A 22040-nucleotide genomic window follows, 5' to 3' on the forward strand; every position below is an offset into this window, starting at 1 on the left:
AATTGAGGCGTTTTTTTATTCAAATTTTTAAAATCACTTATGTTACATTATGTATCACTTACTAAAAAAACATCTCCAATTAAATAATGTATTTCAATAGCTCTAATTTAAAATATGATTTTTGAGTAAACTTTAAACCTACTCATTATGAAAAGAATTTTACTTTTTACAACAATGCTATTTACTTTTGGTGCTACTGCTCAATTGCGATTGGTTAAAGAAATCAACAATGTCAATAGTTCAGCTCCTGGTTCTTTTTATGAATACAACGGGAGATTATTTTTCACAGCATTAACAGGATCTTCTCGTTATGTATTTGCAACTGATGGAACAACAACTGGAACAGTAAATATTAGATTTGACGATCCTAATACTGGTGCTTTAGTTAACAATCCTGATGCTTCGGTTAATTTTTATACCTATAACTCAGAATTATTTTTTGATGCTCGCAGAGTTATTGATGATCATGCGTTTGTAACTAAACTTATAGGAACTTCAAACGCTGCAGTTTCACTTTATGATGTGTCGAATGTAACAACGGGAACCGCTTCGGTTAATTCTAGGTTAGGATATTCTGTTGGGTTGAATAATAAATTAATTTTTAGTCCAATAATAGCGAATAATCAAACAAGTGTTGAGCCCTATGTAACCGATTTAGCTACTCCAGCAAATAGTGGATTATTAAAAAATATATTTATAGCTACAAATAGTGGTTCGTATCCAACGGAATTCACGGTTCTTGGTACCAACTGTTTTTTTAGCGCAACAGATGACAATAATGGAAGAGAACTATGGAAAACAGACGGTACCGGTACCGGAACGGTTTTATATTTAGATATGAATACAGGCGCTTCCAGCAGTGACCCAGATTTGTTTAATGTGCTAGGAAGTCAATTAACTTTTGTTGCTACACATCCAACATTAGGAAGAGAATTGTTTAAAACCAATGGCTCAGGTAGTTTAACATTAATTAAAGATATCAATACAACAGGAGACAGTAACCCAACGAATGTTAAAATTATTGGAACTGATTTATACTTTAGTGCTAATAACGGAACTATTGGTCAAGAGTTATGGAAGTCGAATGGGAATAATATAGGAACTGTTTTAATAAAAGATATTAATCCATCAGGAGATAGTAATCCCTCAAATTTTACTCAAGTTGGTTCCTTAATTTTCTTTCTTGCTGACGATGGTGTTAATGGAATTGATTTATGGAAAACCGATGGGACTAATGCTGGGACTTCGTTGGTTAAAAATGTGGTAACTGGAACAAAATCTATTCAAAATTTAACTGCATACAATGGTAAATTATATTTTATCGTTTTTGATTCTAGTACTAGTTCACGTGAAATGTGGGTTAGTGATGGGACTGTTACCGGAACACAAATGGTTTTGGCAACTACTTTTGGGCCTAGAAATCTTTATGTTTTTGGAGATGAGTTGTTTATGAGTGCAATTTTTAACAACACAGTTGGTGTTGAATTATGTGCCTATAAAGATCCAGCCTTAAACACCATCGATTTCTCTTTAAACGAAAACACAATAAAATTGTTTCCAAATCCGTCTCAAAACTATTTCGAATTATCTACTAAACAAACAGTTGAGAAAGTTGAGGTATATTCAGTTTTAGGTCAATTGGTAAAATCTTTCAAAGCACAAAATCAATACTCCATTTCAGATTTATCAAAAGGTTCTTATATTGTCAAAATTGCTACTCTAGAAGGAACTTCAAATAAAACATTGCTGATCGAATAAGATATGAAATACCTACTTTCAACAGCCGAAAAATACCGATTAGAAATTCTAATTGGAATAATATATTCTTCAATAATTGTTAGTCTGTTTTTAGTTTTAAGTTAGAGGGTGATTTTTACCCTCTAACTTATAGTATTAAAAATCTTCAATTCACAAATTTTAATTTACACTTATCTTTAAAATCACTACACATATTTAGTAAAACACTACAGTTATATATTCTCTTTTTATTGATAGGATATTTTATTGAAAATGAAATTTTTAAGGGATAATTATTCCTTATTTTTGGGTTAAACAACTATGAGACAATCCTCTTTAACCCAATCTTGTAATATGAACAGTCAGATTTTTTTACAAAGATGCGTTCTAATTAGCATCTTTTTTGTTTCGATGGCGTCTTTTGGACAAGAAGGATGTAACTGCAAATCACTATCTACTAGTTTAAAAGAACAAATTACTGACGAAAAAAATCAATCTCAAGTTAGTAAAGTTGCACAATCACTTAAAAAATCAAAATTTAAAAGTTGTGTTTTTGAAGGTTTGCAAATAGAATTTGATTATTATATCAGCAATCGAGAATCCAAAAAAGCATGCACTATCCTTCAAAAGCAAGAGGATTTGCTTAGTAAAATGAGTTGTAAAAGCCAATTTGATTATGATATATACTCAAATAAAGCCTTCTATTATAAAGTCATAAACGATATGGAAAAGTTATCCGTTTATGCTTTTAAAGCTTTACGAGAAGCTGAGAAAAGTGGTAATGATGATGACCAAATTAGCGCAGTTAAAGAAGTTGTCTTTTTATTGACTCGAATGAATGAACACCAAAAAAAATGGACTTATGTTTTACAAGCTCAAAAATTGATTGAAAACCAAGGCAACAGCAAACAAAATGCTGAAAATTATTTGTGGTTGGCTATGGAATATGATACAAAGTTTACTCTCTCCAATAGAAAAACGCTGCTAGATTCGATGGCAATCTTTGCCGATAAAGCTAAAGAAAATGCTTTCAACTATAAAATGTATACTGAAATAACCAATTATTACAGAATTAAAGAATCTTGTTCCTATCGCAAAGGTGATGTAAAAAACGCCTTAAAAAATATGGACTCCGCTATTTTTTATGCCAAAAAAATTAAAGGCTATAAAAATTTAGGTCCATTATATTCGGCTAAAGCTTGGGATCATCTGGATAATGGACAAGTAGCTGAAGCCAATAAAAGTATGGATACTGCTTTACTTCTGGTAAAAAATATTGAGGATTCTTCAGCAAAAATGATGTTGTATTATGATGCATCAGATTTATATACAAATGCTGGAAATGTGCCTAAAGCTTTTGAAGTATATAAAGTGTATTCCAAAATGAAAGATAGTGTTTGGAATATACAAAAGGTTCAAAAAGTAAATGAATTAGAGCAGAAATACAATAAAGTCAAAAATGAGAAAATGATTTTTGAGTTAGAGAAAACCAAACAATTATATACGTTTCTAATTATTGGAGGTTTATTGGCCATACTAACATTGATTTTCTTTTTCAGACAACGATCGCTTCAAAGCAAGCAAAAGATGATGGAAACGGAACAAAGATTAAACCGCGCCAGAATAAATCCACACTTTTTTTTCAACGCTTTAGCTTCTTTGCAAAATGTTTCATCGGAAGAAAAGAGTGTTAAAACCACGGTTTTCATATCTCGTTTTGCAAAAATAATGCGGCAATCATTAGAGAGCACTTATGAAGAATTGGTTACAATTGAAGCAGAAATAGAATTTATTACACACTATCTTGAATTACAGAAATTAAGGTTTCCCGACAAGTTTGATTTTCAATTTAATGTGGATGATTCATTAGAAATTAACGAATTGCGAATTCCGGGAATGATTATTCAACCCTTTGTCGAAAATAGTATAGAACATGGATTTAAGAATATCAGTTACAAAGGAAAGATAACAATATCTTTCTGTGATGATGAAAATAACATTAACATTATTATTTTAGATAATGGCGCAGGTAAAAATTTAGAGGGTAAAGAAAAAGAACATAAATCCAGAGCAATGCAAATCATCAAAGACAGATTGTATTTGTTCAATAAACAAAATAATTCAAACGCATCGTATAAGGTTGAAGATGTTACGGACAATGGTGGCTTTAAAATAATTGTATCTTTACCTAAGATATACTAAAAATGAAAATACTAGTAATTGACAACGAAACCAATATCAGAGAAAGTGTAGTTCAGTTGATTAAAAACTTTTGCCCTTTTCCCACTATACTTTTTGAAGCAAATGGAGTGGCTTCGGGTTTAAAATCGATTGAAGAAGTTAACCCAGATATTCTTTTTCTGGATGTTGAATTAGACGATGGAACCGGAATGGATTTATTATCCAGCTTGACTGAAATCAATTTTCATCTTGTATTTATTACCGCTCACAATAAATATGCGATTGATGCTTTTCGTTTTAGTGCCATAGATTTTTTACTAAAACCAATAAGTGTTGATGAATTGATTGAGACTTTTGAAAAGATTAGTAAACAAGTAAAAAATGAAGTTTTGCACGAACAGCTACAGATAATGCAAGACAGCTTAGACAAAATCACTTACAAAGACAAAAAGATAGTCCTCAAAGACAGTAATTCCTTCTATTTTATTGATGTAAAAGACATCATAAGATGCGAATCGGATGGGCAATATACCGAGTTTTTTATAGAGAACAATAAAAAGATAATCATCTCAAAATCGCTTAAAGAATACGAAGAAATGCTGGAACCTTATGGTTTTATACGACCACATCACTCTCATATAATTAACAGCAATAAGATTTTGCGTTTTGACAAATCCGAAGGAGGTATTTTAGTCATGCAAAACAATGATGAGATTCCGGTTTCTCACCGAAAGAAATCGCAAATACTGCAAATTCTGGATTCATTTTAGAATTCTTACATACTATATTTTAATTATCTTAATTTCCCAAAATCACTTTTAGTAAAATTTGATGCAGTTACCTATAAATTAACGTCACTTATTTAAGTGCTGGATATTTGATATTTTTTTTCTTGATGTTTGGACAACTTTAAATCTATTCATTATGAAAAAACTATTACTTATTAAAGCACTATTTGTTGTTATGTTAACTCAGGCCCAAGTGTCTCAAGTAAAAGACATCTATCCTGGAATACCTTCAAGCATACCTGCTTATGCAAAAAATAGAATTGTTCATGCGGGCAAGCTTATTATGGCCGCTGATGGTGGTGCTGTATATTCTACTCAATTATGGGAATCAGACGGAACTTCAACAGGAACTGTTCAGTTAAAAAGAATTTCTTCAGCTAATACCGCTTCAAATCCACAAGGATTTATGTATTTTGCTCCAACAAATAAAGTTTATTTTTCTGCCAATAATGGCGTAAATAGCCTTGGAACAACCAACTACGAACTTTGGGAAACTGACGGTACCTTAGCAGGAACAGTTATGACCAAAGAAATAAATGCATTTACTTCAAATCCGGGTGGTTATCCTGCCGAACTTACAGCTTTTGGAAACAATTTTTATTTTAGAGCTAATAATGGGACAACAGGTTCAGAACTTTTTGTTTCTGATGGAACTGGAGCTGGAACGGTATTAGTTTCAGATATAAATCCAGGTTCAGCTGCTAGTACACCAGCAGATTTTACTGTTGTTGGAACAAAATTATTTTTTACAGCCGACAATGGAACTTCAGGTAAAGAACTATATGTAACTACAGGACCAACCTCAGCTACAGTTTCTTCTTTTGATATTAATCCAGGTTCAGCTTCAAGTGGTGTTGACAACCTGACATTTGTTGATATTACCGGTAAACTATACTTTACTGCCAACGACGGAGTTCATGGAACTGAGCTTTGGCAAAGCGACGGTACACCCGCAGGTACCTTTATGGTAACAGATCTTAACACAGGTATTGCGGATTCTGCTCCAGCGGATTTGTTTGTTCGTGCTGGTTTTTTATATTTTTCAGCCACTACCCCAACTTATGGAAGAGAGTTATATGTGATGGATGCCAGTTTGAATGTTTTTTTATTTAAGGATATAAATCTAGGACCAGCAGATGGTATGACTGCAGGAGGTGCTAATTTCATATCTTATACTAACGTTAATACTCGGTTGTATTTTGTAGCCAACAACGGAGTTGACGGAGCTGAACTATGGAAATCAAACGGATCGCCAGCAGGAACTGTTATAGTTAAAGACATAAACCCAACTGGAAATAGCAATATTACTAATATGTTTGTTTTTGATGGGAAAATTGTTTTTCAGGCCACAAATGGTGCTTCAGGAGCAGAACTTTTTGTATCTGATGGAACTGATTCGGGAACAGGTTTGGCTGCTGATATAAATAGTGGATCAGCAGGAAGCAATCCAAAAGATTTTATTATTTATAATAGCCAATTGTATTTTACTGCAACCGATGTAGCGACTGGCACAGAATTATGGAAAGCCGCCACGGCACCAACATTAGGAACAACGGAGCTTACATTAGTTAATAATAAAATTAGACTATATCCAAACCCAGCAAAAAACTATTTCGAATTAACAACCAACCAACCAATAGAAAAAGTAGAAATTTATTCAATGCTTGGACAATTGGTTAAAACCTTTTCAGCACAAAATAAATATGAAACTTCGGATCTTTCGAAGGCTAATTACATTGTAAAAATAAACACCAATACTACTTTTGAAAATAAAATATTAGTTGTTGAATAGTTTCGGTATTTATTTTAATTTTAAATCACAGTATTCTGTGCGTTTAAAATTTAAATGTACTTTTTAGACTATAACCTTAAGAGTGAATAAAAAATGAAAAAGAGATTGTATGTATTTAGTATATTATGTTTAATTGGCTTTGGCAATATAATAAATGCTCAAGCTCCAAACTACCTGTGGTCTAAATCTGTGGGGTCAGTAGGTAATGCTCTAGTTTCAGCAATCGCTATTGATGGAAATGGGAATAGTTATATTACAGGAAGTTACGTCAATACTATTTCATTTGGAATTTTTACACTACAAACGCTAGGAAGTGGTATTTATATTGTAAAATACGATATAAATGGAAATGTTATTTGGGCAAAAACTTCTTCGGGAAATGATGCAAGTAGTACAGCAATAGCATTAGATGGAGATGGGAATGTTTATGTTACGGGTGGATTTTATGGGCCTTCTTTTAGTTTTGGGCCACTATTAACTCTAACCAATAGCGATAGTTCGGCAACTTATCAAGATGCTTTTGTTATAAAATTAAATACAAATGGTGACTTAATTTGGGGTAATAAATATGTTGCTACGTTAGCAGACAATGATTATATAAATGGTATTGCTGTAGACGGAAATGGGAGTAGTTATATCACGGGCAGTTTTTATGACACAATAACGCTGTCAAGGAATTTTTTTATTGGAAAACTTAATCAATTAGGTGATATTATCTGGTTTAGATCTGCTGGTGGAACTGGTTTTGATAAAGGACAAGAAATAGCTGTAGACGGAAGTGGAAACATTTGTGTTGAAGGCACATATACTAGCCCAAGTATCAGTTTTGATAGCACTACATTGACTAACCTTGGCGGGTCTGATTTATTTACGGTCAAATATGATACTAGTGGTAATTTGCTTTGGGCAAAATCAGCCGGTGGAACCAGTAGTAGCGTAGCTGATGGTATAGATACCGATGGCAATAATAATAGTTATGTTATGGGTTATTTTAATGGACCTAGTATTTCATTTGGCAGTATCGTATTGACTAATCCAAATGCAAGTTTATATGCGATGTTTTTAGTAAAATATGATGCAAATGGGACTGTAGTTTGGGCAATATGCCCAACAGGAGGAGGGCCAGGTTACGGAGGAGCTATAAGTGTAGATACTTTTGGTAATAGTTACATTGCAGGAACATTCAGTAGTTCCAATATTGTTTTTGGAAGTACTACATTGACTAATGCCGGCAGTAATGATTTTTTTATTGCAAAGTATACATCAAGTGGCACTGTAGATTGGGCAAAATCTTCCGGTGGAAGTGCTGATGATTTCAGTAGAGGTATATCTTTGAGTCCAACAGGTAATTGTTATGTGGTAGGTAATTTCAATAGTTCATCTATCACTTTTGGCAGTAGTACTTTATATAATGATAATCCTATCTCTACTTATGATATGTTTATTACAAAGTTAGATAATGCAACTTTGTCAAATTCAAGTGAAGCATATTCTAATGAAAATGCTATAAAACTATTTCCAAATCCAGCAAAAAACTATTTCGAATTATCAACTAACCAACTAATCGAAAAAATAGAAATATATTCAATGCTTGGACAATTGGTTAAAATATTCCCAGCACAAAATCAATATGATACTTCGAATCTTTCAAAAGGTAATTACATTGTGAAAATTAACACCAATACTACTTTTGAAAGTAAAATATTAGTTGTTGAATAGTTTGAGAATTTATTTTAATTATTTCTGTAAACCGAGAGAACGCTTCAATTATTTGTAGCGTTTTTTTGTTTCAGGACATAAAAATTATAAGGTAATTATTTATCACTTTTCCTAAAATTTACTACAGATAACAATCAAATAAACCCACTTATGTATTCGCTCATTTTTTGATGTTTTTTTTCATGAAGTTTGGATAACTTTAAATCTACACATTATGAAAAAATTACTACTTATTACAGCAATTTTTGCTGCTTTTGGTGCTAATGCACAGGTTCGATTGGTTAAAAATCACAACGGGAATGCATCGTCAAATGCCACACCTCGATTTGTGTATAATAACAAATTAATTTACACCGCACTTAATCCTGGTTCTACAATATTCCATTCGAATGGAACTACAAATGGGAGTTCTTATATATTCGATTCGAATAATTTACCAGCTAATCCATTAACGCCAACATCAACACTTGCCTTTGTTGAATTAAATGGTGAAGCTCATTTTGTAGCTTCATTTTACAGTCCTTCCACAGGTTCTTATTCCAGAATTACAAAAGCTGGATTTGCTGATACTGTTTGTAGTGCTTATGGGAATATAGCAACTTTTACAGGAAGCACTTTTTCTGATATGAATTATCCAGTAGTTTTAAATAATGAAATATTATTTGCTCCTTCATTTGTGTTGGGAACCAATGCTGTTGGTATTGAATTATATAAATCAGATGGCGCTGCAGTTAGTTTAATAAAAAATATAAATCCAGGCGGTACTCTTTCTTCAAATCCAGCTGAATTAACCGTTTTAGGAACAAATTGTTTCTTTAGTGCTGCTGATGGTACTAATGGAAGAGAATTGTGGAAAACAGATGGAACTTTGGCAGGAACAACATTATATTTAGATTTAAATACGGGTAGTGCTGATAGCAATCCAGCTGAATTAAATGTATTAGGAGCTGCTTTAACCTTTGTAGGAACTCATCCAACTTTGGGAAGAGAATTATTTAAAACTAATGGAGTAGGAAGCTTGACCTTGTTAAAAGATATCAATACCTCAGGAGACAGTAATCCGGCCAATGTTACTGCAATTGGAAGTTTATTATATTTTAGCGCATCCAACGGAACAATCGGTCAAGAACTTTGGACTTCGGCAGGTACAACCACAAGTACAGTTTTAATTAAAGACATCAATCCTTCAGGTGATAGTAATCCTTCAAAATTTAAACAAGTGGGTTCAACGGTTTATTTTATAGCCAATGATGGTACTAATGGTGTTGAATTATGGAAAACAGATGGGACAAACATAGGTACAGTATTAGTTAAAAACATAAATCCATCAGGAGATAGTAGTCCAAATTATTTAACAGAATATAACGGGAAATTATATTTCACAGCCGATAATGGAACCAACGGCGTTGAATTATGGGTGAGTGATGGAACTTCTGTTGGAACTACAATGATTGAGATAAATCCAACAGCAAGTAGTACAATATCTAACTTGATGGTGTTTAATAACTTTACTAACGAATTGTATTTTTCTGCTGATGCGGGAGTTGGAATTGGAAAAGAATTGTATGCCTATATGGATCCTACATTGAGTACCGGCAATTTTACTTTAAACGAAAATGCCATTACATTCTCCCCAAACCCAGCCAAAGATTATTTTAACTTAACTACAGAATTAAATATTGAAAAAGTGGAAGTGTATTCTATACTAGGTCAATTAGTAAAAACGTTCGATAAACAAGACCAGTACAAAATTTCAGAATTAACCAAAGGAACTTATATAGTAAAAGTAAATACTGTGGAAGGGGCTTTAAGTAAAACTTTGTTAGTTGAATAACTAAAATAAAAACCATGAAAAAGCTGTTACTATTGGGGTACATAATTTTACTTGGAGAAACAGCATTTTCTCAAGTGCAAATAGGCAATGACATAGATGGTAATGCGCTTTGTTATGGAGGCGGTACTGTTGCTCTGTCTCAAGATGGTTCAGTACTTGCTATTGGTGTTTCAAAACCACAAGTTGGTGATCAACCTAGAGGTGCCGTCCGTGTTTATAGGAAGTTTCTAAATGCATGGGTTCAAATAGGCAATGACATCAATGGTTTTGCTCCGGCAGATGCTTTTGGGTATAGTCTTGATATTTCTGATGATGGTGCTATAGTAGCAATAGGAGCTTATGGTTATGGGAATCAGGGAGGAGCTGTGCAAATATTTCAAAATAACAATGATAATTGGGTACTGATGGGTTTTGGAATTGGTGGTGAAACCGCAGCAGGATATTCCGGAACAGCAATTAGTTTATCTTCAAACGGTACTATTGTTGCCATTGCCGCACCCGCAAATGCTGGTACTAATGGAGAAGGACTTTTGGGATGTGTCCGAGTGTATCAATTCACTAATGGCGAATGGTACAAAATAGGAAATAATATCTATGGTGAAGCAGCCGGAGATTACTCAGGAGCTAGTGTCTCGTTGTCATCCGACGGTTCAAAAGTGGCCATTGGCGCTCCTTTTAATGACGGAAACGGAGTTGATTCTGGTCACGTTAGAGTGTATCAAAACCTAAATGGGAATTGGGTTCAACAAGGTAATGATATTAATGGTGAAGCGGCCAATGATTATTCAGGGAATTTTATTTCACTTTCTGCAAATGGGAGTATAATCGCTATTGGAGCAGAACGAAATGATAATGTAGTTGGACTTAACAATGGACATGTTCGGGTTTATCAATATAGTTCTACTGTTTGGACACAAATAGGTAGCGACATCAACGGAGTTTACAAAGCATCACTATCTGCAAATGGACAAATATTGGCAACGGGTTCGCCTAATAGTTTTGAGAATGGAAGTTTTGGTACTGCAAAAATTTATAAAAACGTTTCTAACAACTGGGTACAATTAGGAACTAACATAGTTGGTGAGAATCCAAACGATTATTCCACATCTAGTATGAATTTATCTCAGGATGGAGGAACAATTGCAATCGCAGCTAATAACAATAATGTATATGGACATGTTAGAGTATATAATCTAACACCATTATTAGCAACGAATAGTTTGGTAAAAAATAATGTTGCCATATTTCCGAATCCGGCTCAATATTATTTTGAATTGAATGGAGACCAAACCATCAAAAGTGTACAAATCTATTCTATGCTTGGGCAATTAGTAAAAACGTTTGAGCAACAAAATCAATATCCCATTTCAGATTTAACAAAAGGCACTTACACAGTAAAAATTGCAACATCTGAAGGGATTTCAAATAAAAAATTACTAATAGAATAAGCTATGAAATACCTACTTTCAACAGCAGAAAAATACCGATTAGAAATTCTGCTGATAATAATATATTCTCTAATACTAGTTAGTCTGTTTTTGGTTTTAAGCTAGGGGATGGCTTTCATCCTCTAGTTTAATTTATTCAATAAAAATATGAAACGATATTTCTTAATTTTTACTTTTTTCATAGTGAGTATTGCATCAGCTCAAGTCGGAATTGGTACTACAACTCCAGATGCTTCTTCTATCTTAGACGTTAAATCCACAGCAGCAGGATTTTTACCACCCAGAATGACAACCGCTCAACGTAATGCAATTGTTTCTCCTGCGATAGGGTTAACGATTTATAATACCTCCATAAATTGTGTCGAATGGTGGAATGGCTCCTTATGGTATAACGCTTGTGGAACCACATTTTTAGCATCCATCCCAAGCAATCCTTTGTGCGTCGGGAAAACCATTTCAAAAACGCCTTGCAGTATGGTAGCTGGAGCAACAGTAAACGATGATTCAACAACACCTTTAGGAGTTGAATATGATTGGTCAAATGCAACAAACAGTACTATGGGAATAGGCTTAGGCGCAACGACAAATACCAGAGCTTTGGTTGAAATAGGAGGACAATGTTGGTGCCGGTATAATGCCGATATTGCTAATACTAATTTAACCGCCTTTACCAATACTCCCACTTCGGCTTGGAGCGGCTATTATAACAATGCTTCTTCAGAGTTAGCCGCGAATGAAGGCAAATTATACCAATGGACAGCTGCTATGCAAGGAGCCATTTTAGAGCGTTCACAAGGAGTTTGTCCAGCGGGATTTCACATCCCAAGTGATTGTGAGTGGATGTATCTCGAAAGTGTATTAGGTATGTCAGTTGCTGATATGCAAGGTTCATTTTTTAGAAACACTGGTTCAGTTGGCTCCGATTTAAGTTCTTTGACTAGTAGTGGAACAAATGCCTCTGGGCTTACGGCTTTGTTGACAGGTTACAAAGACAATACAGGATCTTTTAATTTTGTTAGTCGCGCATCAGGCGGTTATTGGTGGTCTTCAACAGAATCAAGTGCAACAACTGTTGTGCATCGAGGAATAGATAACAGTAATACAGGTAGTAGTAGAAATCCAAATGTTGCCAAAGCACAAGCTTTTTGTTTACGTTGTATTAAAGATTAATGAATAAGTAGTTTTTTTTGAACCTTTTGGAAGTACTGTTTCCAAAAGGTTTTTTTGTATTTTAGCCAATGCAAAATTGGTCTATGAAATTGAAGATTCACGAACACCAAAAAACAATCATTAAATTGTGAGTAAAAACATCATTATCACAGGAACTTCACGTGGCATCGGATTTGAGCTGGCTATACAGTTTGCTGAAGCGGGTCATCAGGTTTTAGCCATTTCACGCAAAACTCCGCAAGCTTTGTTAGGAAATGAAAATATCACCTCCCTTTCCGTTGATTTATCCAATGAAGCTGAATTAATTAAGGTACAAGATTTTCTAAATCAAACGTGGAAGAGTGTAGATGTTATCATCCACAACGCAGGAAGTTTGATAAACAAACCATTTGGACAAACTACACAAGAGGATTTCGAGAATGTTTATAAAGTCAATGTTTTTGGTGTTGCTAATCTTACTAGAATTTGCTTGCCCTATCTTCAAAAAGGAAGTCATGTAGTTTCAATAAGTTCAATGGGCGGAATTCAAGGCAGTATGAAATTTGCCGGATTATCAGCTTACAGTTCAAGTAAAGGAGCTGTCATTACATTATCTGAATTGTTGGCTGAAGAATACAAAGAGCAAGGAATTGCATTCAATGTTTTAGCTCTTGGAGCCGTAAATACTGAAATGTTACAAGAAGCTTTTCCTGGTTATGAAGCTCCGATTTCTGCAAAGGAAATGGCGGATTATATTTTTAATTTTGCCTTAACTGGAAACAAATACCATAACGGAAAAATAATTCAGGTATCCTCTTCAACGCCCTAATTTTGAGTGACGTTTTATCCAAATATTTACCTGAACATGCAGTGTTATCTTGTTTTGAATTAATCAAGGAAAACAATGTGCATCTTAAAATAGTTAACGAACGACAAACACGTCATGGCGATTACAGAAGAGCTGTTGGCGGAAAACACGAAATCACCGTTAATGCCAATTTGAATAAATACCGATTTCTAATTACGTTGGTTCATGAAATTTCGCATTTGGTTGCTTATGAAAAATATGGTCGGTTTATAAAACCACATGGCAACGAATGGAAAATTACGTTTCAGCGTTTGATGGTTCCGTTTATTAGACCTGAAATTTTTCCACATTCGGTCTTACCTTTGGTTGCGAATCACTTCAGAAACCCAACGGCCAGTAGTGATACCGATGCCCGATTGGCTTTCGCCCTAAAGCAATTTGACGAACGAAAACCAGATGTTCATTTTATACACGAAGTGCCAAGCGGCAGTATGTTTCGAATAAAAAATGGTAGAATCTTTCAGAAGAAAGGCTTACGCGTAAAACGTTATGAATGTTTGGAAGTTAAAACGGGAAGACTTTTTTTGTTTAATGCTAATGCTGAGGTTGAAATTTTGCCAGGTTAATAGTTTAAAAAACGCAGCAACTTAGTACCTTAGCGCCTTAGTTATTTTTAAAATGAATAAAAACTATTACGCAATATTAATGGCTGGCGGGGTTGGTTCTCGATTTTGGCCAGTAAGTACAACTGAGTTTCCAAAGCAATTTCACGATATGTTAGGAGCCGGAAGTACTTTGATTCAAAAGACTTTTAGTCGTTTATCTAAAATAATTCCACCCGAAAATATTTTTATATTAACCAACGAAAGCTATAATGACTTGGTGCTAGAGCAATTGCCAATGGTAAAACAAGCGCAAGTGTTATTAGAACCTGCCATGCGAAATACAGCACCCTGTATTTTATATGCCTCCTTAAAGATTCAAAAGCAAAACCCTGAGGCTCTAATGGTTGTAGCGCCAAGCGATCACTGGATTGAAGACGAAGCTGCTTTTTCAAAAAATTTACAACAGTGTTTCGACTTTTGCCAAAAAGAAAATGCCTTACTTACATTAGGAATTCAACCCACTTTTCCAAATACTGGTTTTGGTTATATCGAGTATGATAAATCAGATGTAAATCCAATTAAGAAAGTGAATCAGTTCAGAGAAAAACCAGATTATGAAACGGCAAAAGGCTTTCTTGAAGCTGGAAATTTCCTTTGGAATGGCGGTATCTTTATCTGGAGTGTAAAATCGATTACTGAAGCATTTGAGAAGTTTCAACCCCAAATGAATGAGCTGTTTCAGCAAGGTTTGGAAAGTTATAATACAGAAAGCGAAAAACAGTTCATCCAAAACAATTACGAAAAAGCAGAAAACGTTTCGATTGATTATGCTGTGATGGAAAAGGCAAAAAATGTATTTGTTTTACCCGCCACTTTTGACTGGAATGACTTGGGAACTTGGGGGCAACTTCATGAAAAGTTAGATAAAGATGATCAAAACAATGGTGTTATCAACGCAAAAGTAGTAATGGAAAACGCTTCAAATAATATAGTACGGTCAGATGCAAACAAGCTAATTGTGATAGATGGTTTGAACGATTATATTATTGTAGACAAAGAGGGTGTTTTGTTGATTTATCCAAAAAGCAAAGAACAAGACATTAAGCGAATTACGGCTTTGGCCAATAAATTATAAAAGAAAACGAGCATTATTGCTCCTTTTTTTATTCCTCTTTATTCTGTGCTTTCCTAATTTTTTTGAAAAGATTAGAGGAGTATACAAAGTCAACTATAGCTGCGTTATCTGTTTTGAATATTTCTTTTTTACTGCCTTCCCATGCCAATAATCCTTCTTTTAAAAATATAATTTTTTCTCCAATTTCCATAACAGAATTCATGTCATGCGTGTTTACAACCGTTGTGATATTGTATTCTTGAGTGATTTCGTGAATCAAATTATCTATTAATATGGCTGTCTTTGGATCAAGACCTGAATTTGGTTCGTCACAAAAAAGATATTTTGGATTGTTTACAATGGCTCTGGCAATGGCTACTCGTTTTTGCATTCCACCTGATAGTTCAGACGGCATTTTATTATTGGCATTTTCTAAATTAACTCTGTTGATTACAAAATTTACACGTTCTTTAATTTCTTCAGCTGATTTTTTACTAAACATTTTCAACGGAAAACCCACATTTTCTTCAACTGTCATGCTGTCAAAAAGGGCGCTTCCTTGAAATACCATACCAATTTCGGTACGTAATTCTCGTTTCTCAGCATCAGAAAGCAGCGTGTATATTCTACCATCAAAAGCAATGGTTCCTTTATCCGGAGTATGAATTCCGAGCAAACTTTTTAGCAAAACTGTTTTTCCCGAACCACTCTGACCAATAATAAGATTCGTTTTTCCTGTATCAAAAGTCGTTGTAATTCCTTTTAAAACTTTAGAATCGCCAAATGATTTTTCGAGATTTTTTACTTCTATCATTAGGTCAAAAGTAATTGCGTTAATATATAATTCACTAAAATTATGGTAACCGATGTCCAAACAAAAGATACAGTACTTGCTTTACCAACTTCAAGCGCACCGCCTTTCATATAATAACCATGAAATGATGGGATCGTTGCTAAAATCAAAGCAAAAACAAAGGTTTTTATAAAAGCATAAGTGATGTGAAAAGGAATGAACTCTTTTTGTAAACCACTAATAAAATCAGTACTGTTTCCAAAACCGCCATAGACACTTGCTATAAAACCACCAGCAATTCCTAAAAACATGGCAATTCCAATCAAAAAAGGATAAAGTAGCAAGGCCATTAATTTTGGAAAAACTAAATAGTTCAACGAGTTTACACCCATTACTTCGAGTGCATCAATTTGTTCTGTAACTCGCATAGTTCCTATACTTGAAGTAATAAAAGAACCCATTTTTCCAGCCATAATGATAGAAATAAAAGTAGGCGCAAATTCTAGAATTATCGATTGTCTTGTGGCAAAACCGATTAAATATTTTGGAATTAGTGGATTGGTTAAATTCAATGCGGTTTGAATGGCTACAACGCCACCCACAAAAAAGGAAATGAAGGCCACTATCCCAAGGGAACCTATTATTAAATCATCTACTTCTTTGAAAATTAAAGTTCTCATGACAGACCATTTTGTAGGCTTCCTGAAAATTTCAGCAATCATAAGGAAATATTTTCCTATTTGCGATAAATAGCGTACTAGCATCATAGCATTTAAATATGGTCAAAAATAACTATAAGTTATGAGTTATAAGTTATGAGTTGTTAGTTTTAGTTTAAAACAGTTTCTCACGCATTTTTTTTAAACGATATTTTCTAATAAATTTTGCTTGTTCATCTGAAACCAAAAGTGGTTTTTTTCCCGATTTGGCTTTCCAAAATCCTTTGATATAATCAAAAAATAACAACGGCTTTTTTTTCATCATCGCCAATTTTGCCGAAGCAATAGTAGTAATTAGAAAGCCATAGCCCAAACTATAAAAGGCTTCACCTTGTTTGTAGCGTGCTGTTTTATTATAGTTTGCGCCGGTTGGTTTCAGATGTTTGACTTTTAAACTTTTATCGGTGACAACCTTCCAATTATAAAATTTACAAAGCAATTCATCAACAGTGTCCCAACCCATAGCAGGTTTTAAACCGTCAATTTGCTTGAAACATTCTTTTCTGTAAGCTTTGAAAGCACCACGAATATGATCTTTATCGGTCAGGTTTTCTAAAATCCAATCACCATTTTTTTCAATATAAGCAAAGCCACCAACCATTCCAATTTTGTCATCTGATTTGAAATGTGAAATTATGGTTTCGAAATAATTGGGTGGGAAAATTAAATCGCCATCGGCTTTCACAATAATATCGTAATTTTCATCTAAAGATTCTAATCCTTTTTGAAACGCCTGAATCACTTTACTACCGGGCAAATGGATTGCATCAGAGGTTTTATTTACTAACGAAATATAGGGATACTCTTTTGCGAAAGCTAAAACAACATCCTCGGTTTTATCCGTTGAATTGTCATTTACCACCACCATTTTATTTGGTTTAACGGTCTGTTGTACTAAAGATTGTAGGGTTAACGAAATAAATTTTTCCTCGTTGTGTGATGGAATGACGATGTAGTAGTTCATTATTGCCCGGGTTGATAGGGTAAAAATATAAATTTGAAAGCATAAAAAAAGGATTTCAGTTAAGAAATCCTTTTAATACTAATTATAACTATTTAACTATTCAAACTATTCAGCATTGGCTAACTCTGTATTTTTCTTTTTATTTTTAGTGAAAGCTTCAATGGTGTCATAAATTACCGGAATAACTTCTTTACCTGTTTTATCGATAAATCCAAGTTTTTCTTTTCTGCTTTTTACTAAAGCCCAATTTTTTCTAACATCATCAAATTTCGAAACTTCTGTATATTTTAGTGGCACTACAATGTTTCCATCTTTATCAATAAATCCTTTTAGACCTTGACTTTCAACAAGTATCCATTCTTTTGAAAAGTCACCAAATTTTCCGATTTTATCATAAATTGGCGGAACGATTTCTTTTCCTGATTCATTCATAAAGCCATATTTGCCATCTTTAACTATCATGGCCCAACCATCATTGTATTCATCATAATTATCAATAGTTTGATATTTTGGTTCAACAACAATTTTACCGCTTTTATCAACAAAACCATATAGGTTTTCAAGTTCAACTTTTGCCCAATTTGGATGCATCTTGTCGAAGTCTTCTATTGAATTATATTTTGGTGGAATAACTTCAACACCAGATTCGTTTACAATCCCGAATTTTTCATCGGATTTAACAATAAATAATTTTTGACCGAATGAAAAAGTAAAAACAGTCAACATTGAATAGGTAAATAATTTTTTCATAATAATAGATTTTAGGGTTTTGTTTAATTACATGTCAAACATAATAATATTATCGATTAAAACACAAATAAAGTCGATGAAATACATGTTTTTGATAAAAAAGTAAGAAATACATATAAAATTACTTACAACAACAATGTTTTTTTTAAGCAAGATTTAAGCAATTTTAACACTGACTCTTAACATAAATAATTAGATTTAATTTAATGATTTAACCTATTTTGGAAACAACCCATAAACATAGAATTGGATAGATCTGCAGCACAATCAAACTATGTACAGCTGCAAAATGCTACTTACAGCGCAAAAAAAAATCATCTTACTACAGATGATTTTACGTTATACTTAGAAATCGGAATACTACTTAATTTTTTCCGCATAAACCATATAATATCGTGGGGTAAAAAACCTTAATAAGGGTCGGAAACCTACCTTTTTTACTGGATGAGTGAATTTTTGACGGTCAATTATTTTCCAACCTGTTTTTTCTAAAAGCCAATCCAACTGCCAATCTTCAAATTCGTGATAGTGTCTATCCCATTTATCGGTCTTACTTCTGTAAGCTGAAGAAAACCATAATCGCAACGGAATTGAAATCAATAATTTGTTGCATTTTACATTTTCTAAAATAGTATATGGATTTAACAGGTGCTCAAATATTTCAAAACCAGTGAAGACATCATAGCTTTCATTTTGCAAAGCCTTCTGGTCGTTGTCTAAATCTTCTCCGGTAGTATTGATAACCGTATAGCCGTTTTCTTCCATGATTTTTGAAAATGGATTGGGCACACCAAGGTCAAAAATGGTTTCAGATGTTTGAATGTGTTTTTGTAAAAAGGCTAACGTTAAAGTGAAACGTTTGCTGGGATATGTTTTTTCATACATGATTGAAGAAATTGGATTGCAAATCTACTTTTTTCTTTCCATTACTAACTTCCAACTTCTTTAAATTTTATAAACGATGGCATTGACATTCATTCCGGCACCAACAGAAGCAAAAAGAATGATATCACCTTTATGGAGACTTTGATTTTCAATTTCACCTCTAATAAGAGAATCATATAACGTTGGAACAGTTGCCACGCTAGAATTTCCTAATTTGTGAATGCTCATCGGCATTATTCCTTCGGGAACTTCCTGCTTGTATATTTTGTAAAATCGTTGGATTATAGCTTCGTCCATTTTTTCATTAGCCTGATGAATCAGGATCTTTTTTATGTCACCAATAGCTACACCACTTTTGTCAAGGCAAGCTGCCATGGCTTTAGGAACTTGACTTAAAGCGAATTCGTATATTTTTCTTCCATGCATTTTGATGTATCGAACATCAGGATCATGGCTTTTATTAAAGGAGTTTCCAAAGAACAAATAATAGGCTTCGTCATAAGTGAAAGTAGCAGTTTCATGAGCTAAAATCCCACCTTCTTCCTCTGTTGCCTCAATGATAGTGGCACCTGCTCCATCTGAATAAATCATAGAATCTCTGTCGTGCATATCAACCACACGGGATAGTGTTTCTGCACCAATCACTAAACATTTTTTTGCCATTCCTGCTTTTATAAAGGCTTGTGCCTGTATAACACCTTCAACCCAACCAGGACAACCAAAAAGCATGTCATAACAAACACATTTTGGGTTTTTTATGCGTAAATCAAATTTTACACGAGTTGACAAACTTGGTAATAAATCAGTTTGAATAGTTCCTTTTTTTACGTTTCCAAAGTTGTGAGCAAAGATGATATAATCTAATGTTTCGGGGTCAATTTTGGAATCTTCAATCGCTTTTCTGGCAGCAATTGTCGCTATATCTGAAGTGTTTAAATCATCAGTAACATAACGACGTTCTTCAATACCTGTTATTTCTAGAAATTTTTCAGCTACCACATCATTAGATTGCGGAAAAGGGGTACCGTCTTCATTCAGAAAAACGTGTTGAGCGAAATCTATATTGGATACGATTTGAGTTGGAATATAACTTCCGGAGCCCGTTATTTTTATATTCATTATTTTGATGCTAATTCATTGCGAAATTATAAATAAATGCTTTTTAATGTTATCAAAAGGTAAAGAAACAACATTGAATTATGAATATTTCTATTATTCCTTACAAAAATTATTAAAATCACAGTTTTTGTGCTTTTTCCTGCATAATTTTTACCTGCATAATGGTGGAAAGACTTAATGCCTGGGTTTTTATCTGTTCAGCTTTTTCACCTTCAAAATTCTCATCAACGGTTTGGTTAAAATGATGCAGCCAAATGGTAAACAATTCAGGAGTTAGTGGCTCTTTTGCATTGATGTCTAAATGTATTTGCGTCAGATTTTTAACATAACCGCCTGTTCCCAATATGGCCTGAGACCAAAACGTGACTAAAATGGGCAAGTGCTCTTCGATTCTTATTTTGACAACCTCAGTAAAAATGTAACTTATAGAAGTATCTGATAGCAACTTTTTATAGAACTCATCAACTAACAAATATAAATCGTCTTGGTTTTGGATGTCGCGCATTGTCATAAATTGAGTTGCAAAGATACCTTATAGTATTTTCCCGTAATCTGATTTTAATCATTTTTTTAGTTGAAAAAGAGGTCCAATTCTATTGCTTGAATTGGTATGGTTTTTTTCGGAGTGTGTCCGATGTGTGTGCGATGTGTGTGCGATGTGTGTCCGATGTAAATGAGTTTTAATCGGATACACATCGCATAGAACACGCATACAACCCGCACACACCCCGAAGGAGAATGGCATGATTTATGTATAAAACCAAGCTAAAGCCCTAAGGACAAGTAGATTGAATAGGGCATATTATTTAACTTAAATTTTATACTATCATGGCAATTCTAAATCGAAAACAGCAATTTGTGGGACTTATTGGTCCCGTGTATACCCGTAACCTAAATGGTAAACCAATAATGCAACCCCGACCTGTAAATCCGAAACAAAGTAAGGCTACTCGAGCCAGTTCAGCTGACTTTAGGTATGCTGTTGACCAATCTAAGGCGATTAAAAATGAGTTGCGTCCTTTGTTGCAAGTGGGTACCGATCCGTATGCCAGCCAACGTTTAACAGGGGCATTGCATAAAGCTTTTCATTTTACGCAAGCGAATGAGGTGCACGCTACATTGTTCTCAGCGGACTTATCGGCGCTTGTGGGGTTTGAATTTCATAGGGACACCCCACTGCAGAAATTCCTCCCAATGACATTGCCTTTTAGTATTACGCAAAGTGGTACGATGCAACTACCAACAGTGGCTCTTGCACCTATTTTGTCTCAGTTAGTGCCTTTTCGCTATTTAGGGGCAGAACTGGCTTTAATGGTGATAGGTTTTTCTGCTGAAGCGGAGAAGACTGTTAGTAAAGAGGTTTTTGGGTTTGCCCTAGAGGAGCGTCTTCCAACAACCCTAAGCATAGAAACTCAATCTTTTGCGACAGGTACAAGGATTATTGTAGCGGCCCAGTTGTTATTATGGGATACTCGTACGGTATTAGGTGCTAAGAATTATTGTAATAGTAAAGTGTTTAACCCGGTGCAGGTTATGTTTAGTGGGGTGGTGTAATTATCACGCGAAAGGATTGCTTTGCCAGTAGCTTTGCTCTAGTCGCGTGGGGAGTTTTGCACGAATTGCAAATCCGCTCCA

At 34.1% G+C, this 22040-nt stretch carries 19 protein-coding genes; 12 read left to right on the forward strand and 7 right to left on the reverse strand.

All coding sequences use genetic code 11. From position 1 onward, the window contains the following. The first annotated feature begins 147 nt into the window (after positions 1-147). From QWY90_RS03835 to QWY90_RS03885, 11 genes are all read left to right on the forward strand, one after another. Positions 148-1758: a T9SS type A sorting domain-containing protein gene (locus QWY90_RS03835; protein ID WP_290284536.1), complete on the forward strand. Its 1611-nt coding sequence runs from the start codon at positions 148-150 to the stop codon at positions 1756-1758. Positions 1759-2058: 300 nt separating this feature from the next. After that, entirely contained in the window at positions 2059-3939 is a 1881-nt protein-coding gene (locus QWY90_RS03840) for a sensor histidine kinase (RefSeq protein WP_290284537.1), read from the forward strand. Between the two features lie 2 nt (positions 3940-3941). Next, positions 3942-4688, forward strand: coding sequence for a LytR/AlgR family response regulator transcription factor (locus tag QWY90_RS03845; protein WP_290284538.1), 747 nt, complete (start codon positions 3942-3944; stop codon positions 4686-4688). Positions 4689-4842: 154 nt separating this feature from the next. Further along, positions 4843-6498 (forward strand): ELWxxDGT repeat protein, encoded by a 1656-nt coding sequence (locus QWY90_RS03850; RefSeq protein WP_290284539.1) that lies wholly within the window; start codon positions 4843-4845, stop codon positions 6496-6498. 93 nt (positions 6499-6591) lie between these two features. Continuing rightward, on the forward strand, positions 6592-8217 hold the full coding sequence (locus QWY90_RS03855) for an SBBP repeat-containing protein (RefSeq protein ID WP_290284540.1): 1626 nt from the start codon (positions 6592-6594) through the stop codon (positions 8215-8217). Positions 8218-8431: 214 nt separating this feature from the next. Further along, entirely contained in the window at positions 8432-10051 is a 1620-nt protein-coding gene (locus tag QWY90_RS03860) for an ELWxxDGT repeat protein (RefSeq protein WP_290284541.1), read from the forward strand. 14 nt (positions 10052-10065) lie between these two features. Beyond that, positions 10066-11499, forward strand: a complete 1434-nt coding sequence (locus QWY90_RS03865; protein ID WP_290284542.1) for a T9SS type A sorting domain-containing protein — start codon at positions 10066-10068, stop codon at positions 11497-11499. Between the two features lie 147 nt (positions 11500-11646). Next, positions 11647-12669, forward strand: a complete 1023-nt coding sequence (locus QWY90_RS03870) for a fibrobacter succinogenes major paralogous domain-containing protein (protein WP_290284543.1) — start codon at positions 11647-11649, stop codon at positions 12667-12669. Positions 12670-12793: 124 nt separating this feature from the next. Further along, the gene (locus QWY90_RS03875) at positions 12794-13477 is read left to right on the forward strand and encodes an SDR family NAD(P)-dependent oxidoreductase (protein ID WP_290286924.1); all 684 of its coding nucleotides are present in this window, start codon (positions 12794-12796) and stop codon (positions 13475-13477) included. Positions 13478-13479: 2 nt separating this feature from the next. Continuing rightward, complete coding sequence (locus tag QWY90_RS03880; protein ID WP_290284544.1) at positions 13480-14082, forward strand: SprT-like domain-containing protein; 603 nt, start codon at positions 13480-13482, stop codon at positions 14080-14082. A gap of 52 nt (positions 14083-14134) precedes the next feature. Then, the gene (locus QWY90_RS03885) at positions 14135-15196 is read left to right on the forward strand and encodes a mannose-1-phosphate guanylyltransferase (protein WP_290284545.1); all 1062 of its coding nucleotides are present in this window, start codon (positions 14135-14137) and stop codon (positions 15194-15196) included. Between the two features lie 28 nt (positions 15197-15224). Here QWY90_RS03885 and QWY90_RS03890 read toward each other — a convergent pair whose 3' ends face one another. The 7 genes from QWY90_RS03890 to QWY90_RS03920 form a co-directional block, all read right to left on the reverse strand. Next, positions 15225-15989, reverse strand: a complete 765-nt coding sequence (locus tag QWY90_RS03890) for an ABC transporter ATP-binding protein (protein ID WP_290284546.1) — start codon at positions 15987-15989, stop codon at positions 15225-15227. Then, complete coding sequence (locus QWY90_RS03895; protein WP_290284547.1) at positions 15989-16735, reverse strand: MlaE family ABC transporter permease; 747 nt, start codon at positions 16733-16735, stop codon at positions 15989-15991. The genes QWY90_RS03890 and QWY90_RS03895 overlap by 1 nt, the downstream gene beginning before the upstream one ends. A gap of 67 nt (positions 16736-16802) precedes the next feature. Further along, positions 16803-17651, reverse strand: a complete 849-nt coding sequence (locus QWY90_RS03900) for a glycosyltransferase family 2 protein (protein WP_290284548.1) — start codon at positions 17649-17651, stop codon at positions 16803-16805. Between the two features lie 105 nt (positions 17652-17756). Beyond that, positions 17757-18401 carry a WG repeat-containing protein gene (locus QWY90_RS03905; protein ID WP_290284549.1) on the reverse strand — a complete coding sequence of 215 codons (645 nt, stop codon included), beginning with the start codon at positions 18399-18401 and terminating at the stop codon, positions 17757-17759. A gap of 360 nt (positions 18402-18761) precedes the next feature. Continuing rightward, positions 18762-19286 carry a class I SAM-dependent methyltransferase gene (locus tag QWY90_RS03910; protein ID WP_290284550.1) on the reverse strand — a complete coding sequence of 175 codons (525 nt, stop codon included), beginning with the start codon at positions 19284-19286 and terminating at the stop codon, positions 18762-18764. Between the two features lie 60 nt (positions 19287-19346). Next, positions 19347-20405, reverse strand: coding sequence for a 3-oxoacyl-ACP synthase III family protein (locus QWY90_RS03915; protein WP_290284551.1), 1059 nt, complete (start codon positions 20403-20405; stop codon positions 19347-19349). A 118-nt stretch (positions 20406-20523) separates the two neighbouring features. Next, on the reverse strand, positions 20524-20910 hold the full coding sequence (locus tag QWY90_RS03920) for a group III truncated hemoglobin (protein WP_290284552.1): 387 nt from the start codon (positions 20908-20910) through the stop codon (positions 20524-20526). 323 nt (positions 20911-21233) lie between these two features. Between QWY90_RS03920 and QWY90_RS03925 the strand changes: the two genes are divergently transcribed. Next, entirely contained in the window at positions 21234-21959 is a 726-nt protein-coding gene (locus QWY90_RS03925; protein ID WP_290284553.1) for a hypothetical protein, read from the forward strand. Positions 21960-22040: the final 81 nt, after the last annotated feature.

The organism is Flavobacterium paronense, from assembly GCF_030409795.1.
GTDB classification, from domain to species: Bacteria; Bacteroidota; Bacteroidia; order Flavobacteriales; family Flavobacteriaceae; genus Flavobacterium; species Flavobacterium paronense.

Excerpts from the sequence above, each read along its gene's own strand:
- QWY90_RS03910 (WP_290284550.1), bottom strand. The coding sequence starts at position 19,286 with ATGTATGAAAAAACATATCCCAGCAAACGTTTCACTTTAACGTTAGCC.
- QWY90_RS03860 (WP_290284541.1), top strand. The coding sequence starts at position 8,432 with ATGAAAAAATTACTACTTATTACAGCAATTTTTGCTGCTTTTGGTGCT.
- QWY90_RS03885 (WP_290284545.1), top strand. The coding sequence starts at position 14,135 with ATGAATAAAAACTATTACGCAATATTAATGGCTGGCGGGGTTGGTTCT.
- QWY90_RS03850 (WP_290284539.1), top strand. The coding sequence starts at position 4,843 with ATGAAAAAACTATTACTTATTAAAGCACTATTTGTTGTTATGTTAACT.
- QWY90_RS03895 (WP_290284547.1), bottom strand. The coding sequence starts at position 16,735 with ATGATGCTAGTACGCTATTTATCGCAAATAGGAAAATATTTCCTTATG.
- QWY90_RS03870 (WP_290284543.1), top strand. The coding sequence starts at position 11,647 with ATGAAACGATATTTCTTAATTTTTACTTTTTTCATAGTGAGTATTGCA.
- QWY90_RS03855 (WP_290284540.1), top strand. The coding sequence starts at position 6,592 with ATGAAAAAGAGATTGTATGTATTTAGTATATTATGTTTAATTGGCTTT.
- QWY90_RS03920 (WP_290284552.1), bottom strand. The coding sequence starts at position 20,910 with ATGCGCGACATCCAAAACCAAGACGATTTATATTTGTTAGTTGATGAG.
- QWY90_RS03905 (WP_290284549.1), bottom strand. The coding sequence starts at position 18,401 with ATGAAAAAATTATTTACCTATTCAATGTTGACTGTTTTTACTTTTTCA.
- QWY90_RS03835 (WP_290284536.1), top strand. The coding sequence starts at position 148 with ATGAAAAGAATTTTACTTTTTACAACAATGCTATTTACTTTTGGTGCT.
- QWY90_RS03890 (WP_290284546.1), bottom strand. The coding sequence starts at position 15,989 with ATGATAGAAGTAAAAAATCTCGAAAAATCATTTGGCGATTCTAAAGTT.
- QWY90_RS03865 (WP_290284542.1), top strand. The coding sequence starts at position 10,066 with ATGAAAAAGCTGTTACTATTGGGGTACATAATTTTACTTGGAGAAACA.
- QWY90_RS03915 (WP_290284551.1), bottom strand. The coding sequence starts at position 20,405 with ATGAATATAAAAATAACGGGCTCCGGAAGTTATATTCCAACTCAAATC.
- QWY90_RS03900 (WP_290284548.1), bottom strand. The coding sequence starts at position 17,651 with ATGAACTACTACATCGTCATTCCATCACACAACGAGGAAAAATTTATT.
- QWY90_RS03845 (WP_290284538.1), top strand. The coding sequence starts at position 3,942 with ATGAAAATACTAGTAATTGACAACGAAACCAATATCAGAGAAAGTGTA.
- QWY90_RS03840 (WP_290284537.1), top strand. The coding sequence starts at position 2,059 with ATGAGACAATCCTCTTTAACCCAATCTTGTAATATGAACAGTCAGATT.
- QWY90_RS03925 (WP_290284553.1), top strand. The coding sequence starts at position 21,234 with ATGGCAATTCTAAATCGAAAACAGCAATTTGTGGGACTTATTGGTCCC.